Raw genomic sequence first — 17,219 nt, 5'->3', positions numbered from 1 at the left:
AGTAAGCAACAGCGGAAATACTTGCCACAAGTTCATTGTTCAACTCGCCCACAAAAAAACCGCATCGATCGGCTTGGTAAAAACATTCAGCATCATAAATTCCCGGATTCCAGCCTTCAGTTGCTGCCCAATCAATTATCAAATCTAATTCCGACCTCAACATTTGTCGAACAGTGAAATTGTCGATTGTCATTGGTGATATCGCGGTATAAACATCTTTCTACTTCCATATTATTGTGGAGCGGAAAAATAAGGATAAAATGTTGGTATCAACTAAGGCTGGTTTCATCGCTTCTCCTACCCAAAAAAAGCCTGCTGGCGACGTGCAATTATTTCTTCATTTAAGTCAGCAAATGTTTCATCTGACATATCATCCCAACAACCCGCAAACTGTATAATTTGTTCGGATGTACCTTGAGATGCTTCTACACGCCCAACTTAGTAGCAGGGAGTCCGTGTAGGTTCATGTGCGAATCCACACACCAAAGCGCTTTGGTGGGCACTGCCCACCCTACTGATTACACCTTGGTCACTGGTCACTGTCAATCCCACCAAGCACGTAGGTAATTGTGTTTAATATCGATCTCATCTGGTGAGGTGCTAAATACTTGAAAATCGTTAATTAATTCTTGTGAAACAGTCCCACGAAAAACAATACCATCAATACTGACCCGATAGTCTTCCCGAAAAGGGCTAATGACGTAACCCTCAAAAGTAAATACAAATCCTCTATTTTTTTGAATGCGTCCAAAAGTTAAAAATTCACAAATAGCAGGAGAAAAGTTTTGTCTTTCAATTGGTGATGCAAACCCTAAGTCAATTAACTGTTGTAACTGTTCAACAGTGAGGTTATAAAAATTTTTAGCACCTCCACAGACTTCTTCCCATTGTAGATAAGAACCAAATATAATATTATCTCTCGTTAGATAATCTCTATTACAAGTAAAATCAGATGGATTAATTGAAGGTAGCCGAGTCAAAATTTCATTAACTTGTAATGGTTTGCCATCAATTTTAATGTCTTCGGGTCTAACTCCCTTATTCAAAAAATAAAGTAACAGTGCTTGCATTCGATTCAGGTGAGTGTTGTGCAAGCATTCTGACAAATTGGGACAATTATAGACCGTCCCAGTCATGATTTTGCAGTCAATTAACATTGGACAGAACATGAGATACCTAATCCCCCAAACGTGCCAATCTTTCCAAAACTTGCTTCAACACCATTGCCGTCCAATCGACATCCTGCTCAGTGGTCTCGCGTCCCAATGTCATACGGATAGCGCCTAAAGCAACATTTTCTGGATATCCCATTGCCAATAATACAGGGCTGGGGTTGAGTTTGCCACTGTGGCAAGCAGCACCAGCACTAATACCAATACCAGCCAAATTCATTTGTCTCACCAGAGTTTTTCCACTAAGCTTTTCCCCATCAGCGTATTCCAGGCAAAAACTCACATGGTGAGGCAATCGGTTTGTCAGATCGCCTGTAGGAATTAAACCGGGAATGTCAGAGAGTTGGGCAAACAAGCGATCGCGCAATTTAGTTAACCGAGGTATTTCCACGGGCATTTCTTGGGCTGCTAATTCTGCAGCCACTCCAAATCCAGCGATAGCGGGTACTGCTTGAGTACCAGAACGGAGCCGATGTTCTTGTCCCCCACCCTTCAGCATTGAGACTAACTCCACACCAGAACGTACATACAACGCTCCAGCGCCTTGTGGTCCATAAATTTTGTGACTTGAAAGACTCAATAAATCCACAGGTAAATTTTGTACGTCTATTTGTAACCGTCCCACTGCTTGCACCGCGTCCGTATGGAACAAAACACCAGCACCGCGAGTAATAGAAGCTAACTCCTCAATTGGTTGCAAAGTACCAACTTCACTTTGACCGTAAACAACTGATACCAAGACAGTATTGTCTTGCAATGCTGCTTCCAAATCCATTGGATTGACTCTTCCTTTGGAATCAACTCCCAAACGAGTCACCTGCCAACCCCATAACTCCAGCAATCGTATTGGTTCGGCAATAGCAGAATGCTCAACACTAGAAATAATGATATGTTGGGGTCGAGTATACAAACGGGCAACACCCAAAATAGCTAGATTATCAGATTCAGTACCTCCAGAAGTAAAAACAATTGATTCAGGCTGACGAGCGTTAATCAAACCAGCAACCTGCATTCTTGCTTGTTCCACAACTATTGCTGCTCGTTGTCCCCATTCATGCAAGCTAGAAGGATTACCCCACTGTTGGGTAAGAATTGCTTGTACGGCAGCTATAGCTTCTGAGCGAATGGGGGTTGTTGCACTGTAGTCAAGGTAAATTTGCATAATTTTAATTGAGTTGAGAACACACATAACTGCTGGTTCTTTTTCTTTTGAGCTTATACACTTCACTTGCCCAATTATTACCACCTGTGGGCATTAATTCGTAAGCGTAGAGATGGATCTTTAGTCACTGGTCACTGGTCACTGGTTACTGGTCACTGTAGTGTAAATACTGATAGCGATCGCGAGCGAACTAAATCAACTTCCGCAATTGCCGTCTTGTCATTCTTATTATTTCAAATAATACTAATAAAAGTCTTATTCAAAATAATTCGTAAGCAGTTTGTTGGTATCCATCCTACTATAACAATCCTATTTGATTTATGACAAACACGTAGGGTGGGTAATGCCCACCATCAAGTCTTTTGGTGGGCATTGCTCACCAAAAGACTTGAAATTTTCTATAAATGATTTAGGATTGCTATATCGAGCGCGACGAATTACTCATTATTGTTAACAGGGTGAAATTCATGTCATTCTTCTCCTCTTCATATCATGAAATTTATCCTAAGTCTTTTAGCTTCTAGAAAATACAAAAGAATCTCCAAAAACATAATTGTTATCTTATTACTGTTAATTGGTGGATTTTTCTTATTTAACATTCTGAAGCCTTCATCAAAGGAAGCTCTTCTTAAACCGCTCCCTCAAGATCCGGCTGTTAAAGTTTATTTTAATCATAATCCAATTTCCTCCTACAAAGATCCTTACAGACACTTTACTCGTAAAGGTGATAACTTAGAACAGCAAATTATTGATACTATCGTTCGGGCGAAATTATCTGTAGACCTAGCTGTCATGGAATTAAGACTTCCCAAAGTTGTGGAAGCGCTAAGTCTTGCCCATCAACGTGGAGTCAAAGTGAGGGTATTAATAGACAGCAAATACAATAAGACTATAGCTGATTATACACCAGCAGAAGTTGCTAAAATGAATCAACATGACAAGCGAGCCTATGAAGAATTAAAGCGATATCCTGCTGATGCTTTGGCTATGTTACGTGCTAGTGGAATTGAGATAAAAGACGACACATCCGGTCATGCACCCAAAGGTAGTGGGCTTATGCATCACAAATTTGTTGTTGTAGATGGAAAGACCACAATTGTATCTAGCGGGAATTTAACAACATCCGACTTATTATCTTTAGCTAAAGTTGCTAAACCTTTATCCAAAACAAGTTTCACCATGTAAGTATATAAACAAAGTAAAAGCTTTAGTCTATCAATTCTTCATATTAAATTCCGCAATTCCCACCTTGCGATCGTAATTATCAAAAATGATACTAATAAAAGACGTAAATGTATTTAAACAGGGTGAAAATTGATGTACTTTACTTTATCTTCGTTCAATGAAATCCGTCTCAAATTTTCTTGCTCCCAGCAAACGTCACTTTAAGTTTTATAGAAATATATTATTTATATTGCTGCTGTTAATTGGTGGATTTGTTCTCGTTCATAAATTTAAGTTTTCTTCAAACGAAAATTTTGTTAAACCTTTACCTCAAGATCCTTTTGTTAAAGTGTATTTTAATCAGAATCGAGCTTCTGATTACAAAGACCCATACCGACATTTTATTCGTAAAGGAGACAATTTAGAACAAATTCTTGTTGATGCAATTAACCAAGCTCAGTCAACTATTGATTTAGCAGTAATGGAATTCAGACTCCCTAAAGTGGCAGAAGCCCTAATAGCTAAACACAAATCTGGTGTAAAAGTTAGGTTAATTATTGATAACAAGTACAATAAAACTTGGGCTGATTATACCCCCCTGTTAATTTCTCGAATGAATGAACATGACAAAGCTGCCTATGAAGAATTAAAGCGTTATCCTACAGATGCATTATCACTTATTAAAAATAGTGGAATTGAAATCAAAGATGACACATCCAATAGAGCACCCAAAGGCAGTGGACTTATGCATCACAAATTCATGGTTGTGGACAATATCTACACTATTGTATCTAGTGGCAACCTAACAACGTCCGAGTATCACGGGGACTTTCAAAATTTTGAAAGTAGGGGTAATCCTAACAATATGGTTGTTATGCCTAGCAACCCCCAAATTGCTAAAACTTTTACTGATGAATTTAATTATATGTGGCAGGGATTATTCAAATCCCGCAAGCCAAAAAGATATCCCGTCACAATTCCGGCAGGAGCGGGAACTGTCACAATTAATTTTTCACCAGCTAGTAGATCGTCCGACATTGCGTTTACTAGTAATGGGGTAATTGCGAATTATATACAGCAAGCGAAAAAGAGTGTTCACGTTGCTGTGTTTGTATATTCAGATCAGAAAATTAGCAACACTCTGGGCAAAGTACATGATAACGGGGTTGAAAATATCAAAGTCTTGGTAGACCCAGATTTTATTTCTCAACCCTACTCAAAAGCTTATGACGCAATGGGTGTTTGTCCTCGTATGGGTACTCGTAATCGTGGTGGCGACAAAGTTAAGCCTTGGAATAATCCAATAACTACAGTCGGCTTCCCTATTTCTCCGGTAGGCGATCGGGGAGTGCATAGTAAGATGGCAATATTAGACTCTATGCTCGTAATTACTGGTAGCCACAACTGGAGTAGTGCAGGGAACTATTTGAATGACGAAACTTTAATAGCTATACAAAATCCTATAGTAGCGGCACATTACGAGCGGGAGTTTCATCGGTTGTATGATAACGCACAATTAGGATTAAAAGCTTTGCCTCATGCCCAAAAGTGTAATTAAGTGAGCTAGCGCAAAAAAGAAACTACATAACAAAAAGTAAAATCTCTTCGTTTGGCTTATAGTAGCGCAATTAAGAGTATATATCGCAATTGCAAACTAGTTATGATTATTGCACTCACTGACCTACATCCTCGTTGCCAGTCTCAGACTAGCAACGAGGATGTAGGTATTGATGACTTTAGCAAGGCGGATCTACTTCATTTAATAATTGAGTAACTTGAGATGCCGTCTTATATGAAATACTTGCACAGGCTTTGGCATCGTTAGGATTACGTATATTAATCCGTTTGGCGCTTAAGACTTTAGCGAAATCACTAGTAGTTAGTTCTTCAATGTTCATACCATCTTTACAGTTTTGTCCTGGTTTCAAGCCTCTTTTCTCCCGAAACTTTTTGGTATTACCAATGATTGGTAAATACAATTGAGATTTGCACATAGCAAATTCTTTTGGGCTAGAAACACCATGTTGAGATAAAGCTTCTTCGTAATAGTCTTCTCTGGGAATTGAACTAAACCGTGCTTGGATATACTCCGAGCTTTTACCTTGTTTTGCCCAACTTTTAATTGCTCGCTGATGACTGCGCTTAATACCCAATTCTGGATCGGCTTCTTCCTCAATTCTTTCCTTTAACGCAGTAAGCGCCCATTCGTGAAATTCGACTGAAAGGATTTGAGCAAAATCAATTGCTAATTCAGGAATAGCATATGTTCCTGCAAGCCTTCCTTTAAAAGTCTCTAAAACACCTGGAATTTCAGATATGATATGCTTAATAGCTGTCCGTTTACCACGCTTAGCTTGAACTAGAACGGGCGTCACGCCCGTTCTACTAACTAAATGTTCAAGAAATTCTTGAGTTTTATCAAGGCGCTTCCAATCTCGTGGGGTTTTATTCACGGGCTGACCAGCAGCTACCCACATATCAGTCAAGTTAATGAATCCGTCAGAGGTGCGTCTACGAATGGAAGAACCTTCATAAAAAAGCTCCTTCACGTTGTGCTTTGCCATATATATGTCCTCGGAATTATTTACAACATGGGTATTTCTTTTTGCACTGCATAAAACTGATAGATTGGTCTTTTTCGCCCATCTGAAAACATTGCTTCTTTAGTGGTTAATAAATCCATTTCAACCAGTTTCAAAGCATAAACAAAACTTGAATAAGCCGATAAGCGAACTTGTCGCCCAATGTCTTTAGCTGTGATACCGGGAGATTTTTGAACAGTTTGCAAAATTAGAAGTGCATTATTTCTGTTCTTGACTTTTACTTATATTATTTGTCATTTCAGGAAATAGCTTTTGTCGTACAAGCAAACGCGCTCTTCGCAAAAGCTCTTCCCTCGATTCTTGATTAGTTTTTAAAAAACTTGACTGAGATAACTTTTTCTCAATTTCTGTTATCCGACTATTTAATTCGTTAAATTTTTCGTCAACAATCTGCGTAAATGTTTCAGTGACTATATCAACTATCCTGTTAATTACAGTTTTATTGTTTTCATTTAGAATGACTAGTAATTCTTCTATAGTCACTGCTTGTAATGGTTCAAAATCAATTTCTTGAGGCATTTCGCTATCAGATTTTAATTCATCCTCACTTTTTATTTTTTCTGTTACTTCATCCACATTCTTGGACTCACAAACTTCTGACTGAGGGTCTTCTTTATTTTGCTCTGACCTAATCCCTTTTTCTTTAAAATACTTCTCATGGCTAACTCCTCGATTAGACATTGCTTCTTGAACTAGCTCTAGAATTCCAGGATGAACTAAACGATGCAAAAAAGAGTTACCACTTTTTGTCCACTCTAAAAATGGAATTTCTAAGTTGCCATATTCAGCATCACGCATTTTCCGAAGTCGTATAGAAGTTGCAGCATTTGATAACCCTAAATATTCTGCACTCTCTTCAACATCAACATCACGATTTTTATCGCGCTTGGTTATACCAACATACTCCAAAAGCAGCAAATTTTTTTCATCCAAGTTACGTAGCATAACCCTGTATACACTTATTTTTGAGTCTATGCTCTGAACAAATTCGGAGTTATTTTCTAAATCAAAAGATTGACTTTTTGCGCTTTTACCGTTTACAATTATATCCATAGGAAAACAGCCTCCTGCTGCTAATAAGCGGGTGGTTAGAGGAATAGGTTGAAAGCGCTACTAAGTTTGTTTTTCGGGTTACAGTTTGTCAGGCTTCCCCTTACAACTTCTTTAGGCGCTAGTCAACCTATTTCTTAAATAAGAATTGAGGTAGTAATAATGATTTACTACCTCAATTCTTATTTTTACCACAAGCTCTTTAAAAAAGACAATAGATAAAATTAATTTTCTGGTTTTTCTTAAAAAGGCGAATTGTAAACAAAAACAAATTTAAAAACCTTTCTTGTTTGAACAAGAAAGGTTTTTAAGATTTTGCAAGAAAGTTCGCCACTGGAATCATTAGCTCATGTTTTTCAATCTTTCTAGCGGGTACTCAGTAATCATCTCATTGAATAGTACCCAGTCGCCTTCTAATGTGATAACGTATTGTTCTCCACCCTCGACAATTGAACCAGACACTAGCTTTAAGAATTTAGCTATCGTATACCATTCATTGAAAATTTCCCTTACTGCCTGATTTTTGTAGGTATTGGATGGCTTCCACTCTTGTTTAATAGCTTCTACCAAAAAGGCTTGCGGTTTTGATATCGCTCCTTTAGATAGATTTTCTTTTAAAACTTCCATAGCACATAAGGTTCTTTCTATGGGAAAGGAATTGATAATATTTCTCAATGTGCCGTTGAGCTTGATGTCTAAAGCTTCTAGTTCAGACTGGATTTGAGCACTATTACTGGTAGTAGTTGACGAATTAGGACTACTTAAATGCGCTACTTTGCTTTTGAGCGATTTTTTGTCATCACTATTATGTAGTTCTTGATTGTTGCTAGACGAGTATTGTGAAGTAGCAAGTCCCTGCTCAAGTCTTTCAATTTTTGTGTGAGCCTCAAACAATAGCTTCGTCAAACGATTAATTTCTCGGCGTTGTAATTCGTTTTCGTCTGCCAGTACCCTCTGCCTGCCGTAACTTACCTCCATCTGGTTACGCAATCCTCTGTTCTCTGCTTCAACTTCTTGCAATTTCTTCTTTAAGGCTAGATACTTTGCTTCATTAGATGCGGCTGTTGCTTTTTCTTGTTTAGGTACTAACTTCTGTTTTCGATTGCCTTGCTCCCGAAGACGTTCTATACGTTCTTTGATTTGTTCTTCTTTATACAACCAAGCAGTAGAAACACCAGCTACTTCGCTGACAGTCTTAAAGTTGATCGGACGATTTTCGCGTATTAATTGCTGAATTGCCTCATCAGTTTTTTGAAGAGCTTCCTCTTTTTTTTTCTGGGCATTTTGGCGCAGTCCATTTACATTACGCTCATGTTTCATTTCATTCCTCCAAGGTGACGATAATTCGTTCTAAATTTTCTTTAACCTTCTCGTTCATCTCAACCTGTCGTTGCCAACCATTAGTTTGAGCAGTTTCAATAATATGGTTCGTTTGTTCTAGTTGTTTTTTATGCTCATCCAAAAACTCTTTTGTAGTACGGAAATGCGTACAGGTTAGACACGCATTCGCGTGTGGGCAGGAGCCAGCAACCACGGGTAAAGCACACGTCCCATTAGGTAAAGCTTGAGTCAGAATGTTTTTCTTAAGCCATTCCAAATCTGGACTGTCATTAGAAGATATATTGTCTGGTTCAACCACTCGTCCCATAACATTCACAACTTTGCCTCTAAATTTGGCAAATTCTTCTTTCAGTGTCTGGTCATGAATAAAGGCGTAACGAGCAGTCATTTCAGGTGATTCATGTCCGAGATATCGCTGAATAATGTGTTGAGGAACGCCGTTGTTTACCATGCGAGTACCAACCGTATGACGGAACTGGTGAGGATAGAATCTCCAAAGTTTGCCGTTAGCATCGCGAATATTGTTCTTCTTGCCCAACCTATTTAAAATATGAGCAACATTGTTCTGCTTAACTGGGCTACCTTTTCCATAAGGTTTAGGTACGGGAAATAAATAGGGAAAGTTTTCACCCCACTGCTCAATAACAAACTGCTGCTGCTCTTGAATAACTGCAACAATTTCTCTCGATATTGGAATGGTATGGTCTTTTTTCATTTTGAACTGGTAGTAATGTAAAAACCAGTCTCCATGAACGTCTTGCCTCAAGCAATCAAACCTCATTTTGCAGAGTTCTCCAACCCGCATCCCACACTCTTGAAGGATTAAAACTATCCTCATATGGTGAGGAGGTAATTCTTCTATGTGTTGGTTTAATTGAGCTAACACATCTTCAGGAATGTAACGAGGCAGTTTTTTAGTACCACGAGGAAAGTCATCAGCATAAACAAATTTTTTATCAGGGATGGCTGCCCAACCTTCTCGCGTGCATAATTCAAAAAAAGTCCTGAGACAACTTATATGTCTGCACCTAGTTCCTGGAGCTAAACCAGTACCTGCAAGTTGATTTATATATTCTAAAACTAGAGGTCGGTCAATATCTTCTGGTCTAAGAGATGGATGATAATGTGCAATAAATATTGAAAAATCCCTTAAAATATGTAGCCTGCCACCAGATTCACCAAACGAGCAGATAGACAGGCTATAGCGAATAAATTTTTTTACTGCTTCTAATAGCCAAGGTTGGGTAATATTTTCAAAATTTAATCGATATTCCGATTTAGATGGATTAGCCTCAATGCCTAACTTCCTTATATCCCAAACTTCTTTATCATATTCCTCTCGGTTATCGTATTCATTGATGATGATTTTATAGATTTGCCGAAAACATATGATAGTTTTATCTTCTATGAAATATACTGTTAACTCCTGATTGCTATCTAATCGTTCAGTAGTATATTCTCGTAATTTCTTGTGTTGAGCTAAAAAAGAGCGTAGAGACAGCAACCAATGCTCTAAACTTTTATTCACCAAAGATACTTCATTCGGAGCTACAGTATTCAGCCAGTTAATAATATTTTTAATTCTGACAGCTTGTATCCAAAAAGAATTGACAGACCATTCTTTATTTTCTAGCTTTTGCCAGCAAGCATATTTTATCTCTGATTGGAGTGACGAAGAAACACAGTTGAAAACAACACTTTGTTTGCGTCTACTTTTTTCATCTTTGAATAATGGACAATCAACAATATTCCATTCGTCTTTTGCCCAAAATCCTGTTAACTTCTCCTCTAAAACTTGTTGTTTAGATGATGACCACTCAATTCTTAATGTTTCCATCTTTATTATCTCGCTTCTCTAAGTAATCTTTGTAGGCTTCTTTCATGTCCTCATCCTCTAAATGAGTGTAGGTATTGAGAACAGTTTGAACTTGAGCGTGTCCAAGTCGTTTTTGAATATGAGCAGCATCCCATCCGCTACGAATTAATTCGGTAGCATGAGTATGTCTAAGCATATGACAATGTACTTTGAATCCTGCTTTTGCGCTCAATCTACGAAATAGATCGGCAACAGCATTGTACTTCATGGGTTGTCCTATCACCCCATCCCATAAATTTACGAAAACATAATCACTTTCACATTCATCGAATTCTCGGAGTAAATACTCAGTATAATAACTCATCAATTCCTTAGAAATATGAATATCATATATTTCCTTGGTCTTGGCTCTAGCACCGTTGGAATTATCTGTTCTTGGTACAATGCGAATTATATTATCCCAAGATTTAATATCTTCATGTCTTAGTCCTAAAGCTTGTCCAATCCGCATTCCACTTTCATAAAGTAGTGCAACTAAAAATTTATCCCTAGCTCTGTCACAAGCAGCAATTAATTCTTGAACTTGTTCTTGAGTTAGGGTTTTTGGTTTTCGTCTTGGTTCCTTCAGTTTAATCAGCTTAGTTCTAATCGGTTTACTTTTATTGATATGATGTAGGAAGGATTTGTATCTTCTCCCAGGTTGCATCTGTTCGGTGTAAATAGGAATTCCCCGAACAATACCTAAACGTTCCTGGTAATCATAAAGCATAAATACTGAGGTAACGATCGCATTTACAGTTGCCTCAGTACGTAAAGATTGCTGCTCTCTTAGCGTTGCAATTCCAGGTTGAGGATATCGCAAGTAAGCTATAAATTCAGCTAGGTCAGATATTTGAATTTGTGTCCACTCCAAGCAATTATCTCTTAAAAACTCCCAGAACAACTTGAGATGATAAGCATAAGCTCTGATGGTATTTGGCGATCGCTCAATACTCTCTAGATAGCTTATAAATTGTTCAACTGGACGAATCGGTAAGTAGTCATCACCCAACACTGTCCAAGTGACTCGATCGCTGTTGGGCAAGCGAATTTTTTGAACTTTCACGCTTACTTCGTAGATTCCGTTTACTTTATAGAATAGCTAACGTCTTGTATTCTATAATGAAACAGTTGCACTAGTCAAGTTGTTGTTGTTTACTTTAAAGAATTGTTTTTAAGAGCTATTGTTTTGACTTACATGGTGACTTTAACAATTTAGACAGTCGGGGAAATCCCAATAACACGATCGTGATTCCAGAAAACCATCAAATTGCTAGCATTTTTACCGAAGAATTTAATTATATGTGGCAGGGATTATTTAAATCTTATAAACCTAAAAGAAGCCCGATTGTAATTCCGGTTGGGCATGGAACCATCGCCATCAACTTCTCTCCCAATCGTAAGAAAGACAATATTGCAACTACAAGTAATGGAATCATTGCTTCCTACATGCAACAAGCTCAAAAAAGCGTACATATTGCCGTATTTGTCTATTCCGATCAAAAAATTAGCGATACACTTGGTAACGTTCGCGATCGCGGAGTTGAAGACATTAAAGTACTGATAGATCCAGATTTTTTTAGACAACCATACTCCAAAGCATATGATGCAATGGGTGTTTGTCCCCAACCTAGTAAAAGCAGCCCTTTTATCAAAGTAAAACCTTGGAATCAGCCAATAATGACTGTAGGTTTTCCGACAGCACCAATGGGCGATCGCGGAGTGCATAGTAAGATGGCAGTTTTAGATGGGGTATTAGCGATCGCCGGAAGTCACAATTGGTCTAACTCAGGAAATTACATGAACGATGAAACATTAGTTTTCATCAACAATCCCATTGTTGCCGCGCATTATGAAAGAGAATTTAATCGACTCTATGAAATAGCAGAATTGGGACTAAAAACTCTACCTTCTGCACGTAAATGTAGAGTTAATAGTTAGTAGTTGGTGGTTAGTAGGGTGGGCAATGCCCACCGCATAAAGCTTTCGTGTGGCATAACCCAATCTACCTACTAACAACTATCAACTAACAACTAACCACTATCCTCCTTTCGGTCATTCTTTATCTCTACTTTCAGAAAGAGGAAAATTTATCTTCCAACTTTCTACGATAAAACCAAAGCTACTGAATAGGAGAGAACCCATGAAAGTTGATGAATTAGCACAAGACATAAAAGAACAATTGCCCCAAGAGGCTCAGCAAATTTTCGTTGCTGCTTTCAATGCTGCTCAAAGCGACGGTATTAGCGAAGAAGGTGCGCGTCAAATTGCTTGGAACAGCGTTCGCAACCAGTACGGTCAAGACAAAAATGGTAGTTGGTATGCGAAGGGTGAAGTCACTGCTCAGCACAACAAAGCTGTTACCTCTGGTGGTAACTAGAATTGCTTATAAAAAGTCATTAGACGAGAACAGCAGAAAATAAATTATCCTTGGAATGTGGGATGGGCGTCCTTGCCCGTCCCTCGTTCATATTTGGCAAGATGTCCCACACCGCAAGAGATTTGGAGACATATTATAATATAATAAATTATATAAATACTAATTATCGGTTTTAACTCAGCGGCTTATATGTTTATCTTGCCTAGTAACTGCTAGCAATTCACAGGAATATGAAGGATACCAATTCTCCAAATGATTGCTACACACGAGCCCCCTAAATCCCCCTTAAAAAGGGGGACTTTTAGTACTTTCTCCCCTTTTTAAGGCAGAGGTGTACACATAAGTATGAAATAACTAATAGACCAAAGTTTTAGCATCAGTTTTACCCCACCATAACCCGGACCGATGGATTGGGGAGGGAACTAGAAATCTAGTTTCCCCCCTTTATAACGGGGGATTAAGGGGGGTAAATCTAAGTTGTGTGTACACCGTAGCTTTTTAAGGGGGGCTGGAGGGGATCCCAATCTGTTGCTTTAATATAGAGAATTGGTAGAGACAGGTCAAGACAAGTGTCTATAATAACCAAAATTAAACAGTTGGAAATTTCAGATTAAACTTATTAATGGTTTAACGATATGCAAGACTCCGTGTTTCTCATATTTATTGCTTTTGGGTGTATATGGATCTTAATGGGAGTAGTGGCTTTGATAGCTTTCCTAAAGTCAGAAGGAGAAGAAATTCGATTTGGAAAATGGGGGCTGATTGTTGCTATCCCAATTGTTATTCCTATTATCGTTGCGCTCATCATTGGTGCGGTGTATCATTAAGAACTTGAGATCTTCTAGCTCTGCACCTCAAGCCCTATAGTTCGGTGGCTTTGGCACAGCGAGATTTCTGGTAACTTTTATCAACGATCGACTTCAACTCGAATTTTCTCGCGAGGACAGCGCCAAGGTTGGGCATTTCTTGTCCCAACATAAACACAACCTTGCGATCGCATAGCATCGTCAGAAACGTTATTTGGCTGATGGAAGCGCCAACGTCCTTGGTCATCTGGTCCCGATACTGCTCGGATTGTACGTCTTTCATTGGGACGTCTATCGTATCCATCGTCGTAGCGACCGCCAGATTCTCTATCGAAAACTCGTACCCGGATTGTGTCATCCGGACAGCGCCAAGGTATTTGTGTTCCAACATTAACGCAGCCTTCTGCTCTCATGGCTTCATCGGAAACATCATTTGGCTTATAGAAACGCCAGCGTCCTTGGTCATCTGGACCGGAGACGGCTCGCAGCCTCTGAGTAGAGGAACCTCCGCGATCGTAGCGGTCATCATAGCGATCGTCATAATTCCGGCTGTTAATTTCCACCCGAATTGTGTCACGCGGACAGCGCCAACGTTGTGCATTATTTGAACCAACATCGACACAACCCTGCGATCGCATTTCGTCTCTAGAGACATTACTGGGTTTATTAAACCGCCACCGTCCTTGGTCATCCGGTCCCGATACCGCTCGAATCGTGCGTCTTTCTCGATATCTCTGAGATATCAATAAGGGAGAATCAAAAGGTTTTACTTCCTCTGCTAAGACAATTGGTATATGCATTCCCACCGTCGTCACAGAGATTAGCAAAGCTACAGGTAAAGCAGAAATGTGATTGAGATGCATCTTAAATATGGTTGTAATATTTGCTTACTTTTTGCCAGAGACAATCCCAGGAAACTCCTGTTGGCTTACTAGTCAACATTGCTGGTGTTGACTTAACAGAGCCACATTGTCATGTGGTTCTTGTAGTTCTTGCAGTTTTTGTGTTTCTTGTAGTTCTTGTGGAGCGGGCGTCTCGCCCGATACCCACAAACACTTACAGTGCATAAAGATTGCAGTTCCTCAATTTTTAGTGAATTAAGTATAATGACGGAGAAATTAACAACTTAGTTCCCGAGTTTTAACAGCGATCGGTAACCAGTGACCAGTAACTAACGACAGAGGTAGAGAGTGCTTATATTCCTTAAGGTAAGAAATAATCCTATTAAAGCCTTAAGATATAAGCAAATTGGTATATATTAGCCTATAAATAGGAGGTGATAAAAATGCAACTAGTGGAGCAACGGATTATCAAGATTGGGCATCCAGCGTGGGAGCAAACCAGTGGATTGGAAACCATCAGGTAAGCGCATTCATCGCGGTTTGTACAGATCCAAATCGGGTAGATTAATTAATGCTGATATCAACGCTAGTTTAAATATCCTAACTAAAGAATTCCCCAATGCCTTCGGGATAGGGGATAGGGAGGTCTTAGTTGACCCAATTCGGGTAAATTTAGGTGGTTTTAAAGTCCCAAGCTTGACGCCATTCTAAATGCCTTAAAAGTTCTGTGAACGAGTAGCAGTTATCTATTATAGAAAGCTACGTCTGCCTATATTTGAATATACGGAACTAAACTATGAATACACCAAGCAATGTCAGTTATCAAGTTCGACCAGACAAACCGATTGTTTTAGCTAAAGTCGATCCGAATGCCTCTGAAAACTACAAAAACAAAAAAGACGTTGAAGAGGAGCTAGAATACCAGCGCCAGCGTCTTCAAAACTTACAAGAGAGATTGTATGCAGAACACCAGAACAGTCTACTCATTGTGTTGCAAGCAATGGACACAGGTGGCAAAGATGGCACAATTAAACACGTTTTTAGCGGAGTTAACCCTCAAGGCTGTCAGGTGTGGTCGTTCAAAACACCTAGTAGCGAGGAATCAAGCCATGATTTTCTCTGGCGTTATCATCACCGAGTCCCGCAACAAGGAATGATTTCTATCTTCAACCGCTCTCACTATGAAGATGTTCTAATTGTTAGAGTCAAGCAACTCGTACCTCAAGAGGTTTGGGAAAAACGTTATCAACTGATTAATGAGTTTGAGCATATGCTTACTCTTAACAAGATTAGGGTAATTAAGTTTTTCCTTCATATTTCTAAAGATGAACAGAAAAGACGGTTGGAAAGTCGGTTACAAAATCCCGATAAGCATTGGAAATTTTCTAGTAATGATATTAAAGAGCGTTTGTTGTGGAATGACTACCAAACAGCCTTTGAGAATGCCATTAATCATTGCTCAACGGCTTATGCTCCGTGGTACGTAATACCAGCTAACAAGAAGTGGTATCGAAATCTGGTTGTTGCTCGTACAATTGCTGACACGCTTGAATCCATGAACCCACAATACCCAGTAGCAGAAAAGGGGTTGGATAAAATTGTTGTTCCAGATTAACCGAACTCGTTGACCAACTGTTCTGCTGCCATTTGCGCTCCATGCAACTCCATGCGGTTCGACAGAACCTGCACACGCGCTGTCATCTCTGGGCGCAAACATTCGCGCAGCGCAGAGACCATCGCCTGCACAGTCATCTGCTCGCGTGTAGGACCCGACACCCCCACCCCCAATTTTTTCACTCTGTATGCCCAGTAATACTGATCGTATAGATGTGGGACAACGACCTGCGGTGTGCCAGATCTTACTGCGGCGGTGGTTGTACCACCCCCACCGTGATGCACGACGGCTGCAACTCGTCTGAACAACTTTTCATGGTTGACATCGCCAATCGAGATGCAATCGATTCCATCATCGATCGAACTGAGATTTGCCCATCCCTGCGAAATAACCGCACGATACCCCAATGCGCGGGCAGATTCAATTAGATGGCGACTGGTCTGCTCCGATGCTTGCATACTGCCAAACCCAAAATAGATAGGAGGCTTACCCTTCGCGAGGAAGTTCTCAAGATGTTCGGGTAGTGGAGTCCGATCGCACAGCAACCAAGCACCCGTCTGCACAATCTGTATGCCGACTGCTCTTGAGGATGGCGCTAACGCTGGATCTGCTGCAAGCCACGGGCGAGCGGTGAAGATGTGGGGTCGTACACTTGCGATCGGAGCCAAGCCGACTTTCGCCCGTTCCTCGTTCAGTGTGGCACGGAACAGAACATTCCAACGCTGCTCGTCTCTCATCCATAGAAAGCGATTGACCATCGCGGGCAGCGATTGTGAATATTGAGTATCCATCTTCGGAGGGGGATGATTTGGCGACGGCAATACGACCGGGCAGTAGGCTACAAAAACGTAAGGAATCTTAAGAGCCTCCGCAATCGAGCGGGTCGCGATTTGCAACGCGCCGACCGCAATAATCAGATCGCATTCGTGCGCCGCATCGGCCAGTACCGAAAACTGCTCACGAACTGTGTGGACAGCGAGCTGCCGCAATCGCGTTCTGGATGGCTTAACGGGCTTGTTCGGGACACTTCCGCCTGCAAGCTTCTTCACGTCTGGACCGATCGGAATACAGTCTAGCCCAAATGACTCCACCCAATCCTTGAAATTGGGCGGGACACACAAGCTTGCCCTGTGTCCCATTGCTTGTAGTTCAAGCGCAAGCGACAGAAGGGGTTGCACATCGCCACGAGAGCCAATCGAGGAAAGCAGAACTTTCACACGTACTTAATC

General features: G+C 40.1%; 18 protein-coding genes and 1 pseudogene. 8 read left to right on the top strand and 11 right to left on the bottom strand.

Going from position 1 to position 17,219, the window contains the following annotated elements; translation table 11 throughout:
- Window positions 1-193: pseudogene (locus ACKTT2_RS29380) on the bottom strand (GNAT family N-acetyltransferase); the annotation flags it as partial.
- 67 nt (window positions 194-260) lie between these two features.
- Between ACKTT2_RS29380 and ACKTT2_RS29375 the strand changes: the two are divergent.
- Window positions 261-398, top strand: coding sequence for a hypothetical protein (locus ACKTT2_RS29375; RefSeq protein WP_407893313.1), 138 nt, complete (start codon window positions 261-263; stop codon window positions 396-398).
- Window positions 399-542: 144 nt separating this feature from the next.
- Here ACKTT2_RS29375 and ACKTT2_RS29370 read toward each other — a convergent pair whose 3' ends face one another.
- Both ACKTT2_RS29370 and ACKTT2_RS29365 read right to left on the bottom strand, forming a co-directional pair.
- Window positions 543-1,136 (bottom strand): hypothetical protein, encoded by a 594-nt coding sequence (locus ACKTT2_RS29370; protein WP_407893311.1) that lies wholly within the window; start codon window positions 1,134-1,136, stop codon window positions 543-545.
- A 40-nt stretch (window positions 1,137-1,176) separates the two neighbouring features.
- Window positions 1,177-2,334: a cysteine desulfurase family protein gene (locus ACKTT2_RS29365; RefSeq protein WP_407893309.1), complete on the bottom strand. Its 1,158-nt coding sequence runs from the start codon at window positions 2,332-2,334 to the stop codon at window positions 1,177-1,179.
- A gap of 492 nt (window positions 2,335-2,826) precedes the next feature.
- Here ACKTT2_RS29365 and ACKTT2_RS29360 point away from each other — a divergent pair, with 492 nt between their 5' ends.
- Window positions 2,827-3,519 (top strand): phospholipase D-like domain-containing protein, encoded by a 693-nt coding sequence (locus ACKTT2_RS29360; protein ID WP_407893307.1) that lies wholly within the window; start codon window positions 2,827-2,829, stop codon window positions 3,517-3,519.
- A gap of 157 nt (window positions 3,520-3,676) precedes the next feature.
- Window positions 3,677-5,056, top strand: coding sequence for a phospholipase D-like domain-containing protein (locus tag ACKTT2_RS29355; protein ID WP_407893305.1), 1,380 nt, complete (start codon window positions 3,677-3,679; stop codon window positions 5,054-5,056).
- 178 nt (window positions 5,057-5,234) lie between these two features.
- Here the strand turns inward: ACKTT2_RS29355 and ACKTT2_RS29350 are convergent, their stop codons facing one another.
- The 6 genes from ACKTT2_RS29350 to ACKTT2_RS29325 all read right to left on the bottom strand — a co-directional run bounded on the left by ACKTT2_RS29350 (window position 5,235) and on the right by ACKTT2_RS29325 (window position 11,413).
- Entirely contained in the window at window positions 5,235-6,062 is an 828-nt protein-coding gene (locus tag ACKTT2_RS29350; RefSeq protein WP_407893303.1) for a KilA-N domain-containing protein, read from the bottom strand.
- 20 nt (window positions 6,063-6,082) lie between these two features.
- Window positions 6,083-6,286, bottom strand: a complete 204-nt coding sequence (locus ACKTT2_RS29345) for a hypothetical protein (RefSeq protein ID WP_407893301.1) — start codon at window positions 6,284-6,286, stop codon at window positions 6,083-6,085.
- A 13-nt stretch (window positions 6,287-6,299) separates the two neighbouring features.
- The gene (locus ACKTT2_RS29340; RefSeq protein WP_407893299.1) at window positions 6,300-7,154 is read right to left on the bottom strand and encodes a hypothetical protein; all 855 of its coding nucleotides are present in this window, start codon (window positions 7,152-7,154) and stop codon (window positions 6,300-6,302) included.
- A gap of 339 nt (window positions 7,155-7,493) precedes the next feature.
- Window positions 7,494-8,471, bottom strand: coding sequence for a DUF6262 family protein (locus tag ACKTT2_RS29335; protein WP_407893297.1), 978 nt, complete (start codon window positions 8,469-8,471; stop codon window positions 7,494-7,496).
- Between the two features lies 1 nt (window position 8,472).
- Window positions 8,473-10,329 carry a tyrosine-type recombinase/integrase gene (locus ACKTT2_RS29330; RefSeq protein ID WP_407893295.1) on the bottom strand — a complete coding sequence of 619 codons (1,857 nt, stop codon included), beginning with the start codon at window positions 10,327-10,329 and terminating at the stop codon, window positions 8,473-8,475.
- The gene (locus ACKTT2_RS29325) at window positions 10,310-11,413 is read right to left on the bottom strand and encodes a tyrosine-type recombinase/integrase (RefSeq protein WP_407893293.1); all 1,104 of its coding nucleotides are present in this window, start codon (window positions 11,411-11,413) and stop codon (window positions 10,310-10,312) included. The genes ACKTT2_RS29330 and ACKTT2_RS29325 overlap by 20 nt, the downstream gene beginning before the upstream one ends.
- Before the next feature lie 182 nt (window positions 11,414-11,595).
- Here ACKTT2_RS29325 and ACKTT2_RS29320 point away from each other — a divergent pair, with 182 nt between their 5' ends.
- From ACKTT2_RS29320 to ACKTT2_RS29310, 3 genes are all read left to right on the top strand, one after another.
- Window positions 11,596-12,288 carry a phospholipase D-like domain-containing protein gene (locus ACKTT2_RS29320; RefSeq protein ID WP_407893291.1) on the top strand — a complete coding sequence of 231 codons (693 nt, stop codon included), beginning with the start codon at window positions 11,596-11,598 and terminating at the stop codon, window positions 12,286-12,288.
- Between the two features lie 202 nt (window positions 12,289-12,490).
- The gene (locus ACKTT2_RS29315; RefSeq protein ID WP_407893289.1) at window positions 12,491-12,727 is read left to right on the top strand and encodes a ChaB family protein; all 237 of its coding nucleotides are present in this window, start codon (window positions 12,491-12,493) and stop codon (window positions 12,725-12,727) included.
- Between the two features lie 635 nt (window positions 12,728-13,362).
- A complete protein-coding gene (locus ACKTT2_RS29310) occupies window positions 13,363-13,554 on the top strand; it encodes a hypothetical protein (RefSeq protein ID WP_407893287.1) in 192 nt (63 codons plus the stop codon).
- An 80-nt stretch (window positions 13,555-13,634) separates the two neighbouring features.
- Here the strand turns inward: ACKTT2_RS29310 and ACKTT2_RS29305 are convergent, their stop codons facing one another.
- A complete protein-coding gene (locus tag ACKTT2_RS29305; protein ID WP_407893285.1) occupies window positions 13,635-14,396 on the bottom strand; it encodes a hypothetical protein in 762 nt (253 codons plus the stop codon).
- A gap of 480 nt (window positions 14,397-14,876) precedes the next feature.
- Between ACKTT2_RS29305 and ACKTT2_RS29300 the strand changes: the two genes are divergently transcribed.
- Both ACKTT2_RS29300 and ACKTT2_RS29295 read left to right on the top strand, forming a co-directional pair.
- Window positions 14,877-15,086: a hypothetical protein gene (locus ACKTT2_RS29300; protein ID WP_407893283.1), complete on the top strand. Its 210-nt coding sequence runs from the start codon at window positions 14,877-14,879 to the stop codon at window positions 15,084-15,086.
- An 85-nt stretch (window positions 15,087-15,171) separates the two neighbouring features.
- Complete coding sequence (locus ACKTT2_RS29295; protein ID WP_407893281.1) at window positions 15,172-15,990, top strand: polyphosphate kinase 2 family protein; 819 nt, start codon at window positions 15,172-15,174, stop codon at window positions 15,988-15,990.
- On the opposite strand, the gene ACKTT2_RS29290 is transcribed toward ACKTT2_RS29295, so the two are convergent.
- Window positions 15,987-17,207, bottom strand: coding sequence for a glycosyltransferase (locus ACKTT2_RS29290; RefSeq protein WP_407893279.1), 1,221 nt, complete (start codon window positions 17,205-17,207; stop codon window positions 15,987-15,989). The genes ACKTT2_RS29295 and ACKTT2_RS29290 overlap by 4 nt on opposite strands.
- Window positions 17,208-17,219 lie beyond the last annotated feature (12 nt).

The organism is Scytonema hankhaensis NUACC26, assembly GCF_045865695.1.
Taxonomy (GTDB): Bacteria; Cyanobacteriota; Cyanobacteriia; order Cyanobacteriales; family Nostocaceae; genus Scytonema.
The sequence above is the reverse complement of the archived record's forward strand: the minus strand, read 5'-3'. Positions and strand labels throughout refer to the sequence as shown.

Excerpts from the sequence above, each read along its gene's own strand:
- ACKTT2_RS29375 (WP_407893313.1), top strand. The coding sequence starts at position 261 with ATGTTGGTATCAACTAAGGCTGGTTTCATCGCTTCTCCTACCCAAAAA.
- ACKTT2_RS29370 (WP_407893311.1), bottom strand. The coding sequence starts at position 1,136 with ATGACTGGGACGGTCTATAATTGTCCCAATTTGTCAGAATGCTTGCAC.
- ACKTT2_RS29365 (WP_407893309.1), bottom strand. The coding sequence starts at position 2,334 with ATGCAAATTTACCTTGACTACAGTGCAACAACCCCCATTCGCTCAGAA.
- ACKTT2_RS29360 (WP_407893307.1), top strand. The coding sequence starts at position 2,827 with ATGAAATTTATCCTAAGTCTTTTAGCTTCTAGAAAATACAAAAGAATC.
- ACKTT2_RS29355 (WP_407893305.1), top strand. The coding sequence starts at position 3,677 with ATGAAATCCGTCTCAAATTTTCTTGCTCCCAGCAAACGTCACTTTAAG.
- ACKTT2_RS29350 (WP_407893303.1), bottom strand. The coding sequence starts at position 6,062 with ATGGCAAAGCACAACGTGAAGGAGCTTTTTTATGAAGGTTCTTCCATT.
- ACKTT2_RS29340 (WP_407893299.1), bottom strand. The coding sequence starts at position 7,154 with ATGGATATAATTGTAAACGGTAAAAGCGCAAAAAGTCAATCTTTTGAT.
- ACKTT2_RS29335 (WP_407893297.1), bottom strand. The coding sequence starts at position 8,471 with ATGAAACATGAGCGTAATGTAAATGGACTGCGCCAAAATGCCCAGAAA.
- ACKTT2_RS29330 (WP_407893295.1), bottom strand. The coding sequence starts at position 10,329 with ATGGAAACATTAAGAATTGAGTGGTCATCATCTAAACAACAAGTTTTA.
- ACKTT2_RS29315 (WP_407893289.1), top strand. The coding sequence starts at position 12,491 with ATGAAAGTTGATGAATTAGCACAAGACATAAAAGAACAATTGCCCCAA.
- ACKTT2_RS29310 (WP_407893287.1), top strand. The coding sequence starts at position 13,363 with ATGCAAGACTCCGTGTTTCTCATATTTATTGCTTTTGGGTGTATATGG.
- ACKTT2_RS29305 (WP_407893285.1), bottom strand. The coding sequence starts at position 14,396 with ATGCATCTCAATCACATTTCTGCTTTACCTGTAGCTTTGCTAATCTCT.
- ACKTT2_RS29295 (WP_407893281.1), top strand. The coding sequence starts at position 15,172 with ATGAATACACCAAGCAATGTCAGTTATCAAGTTCGACCAGACAAACCG.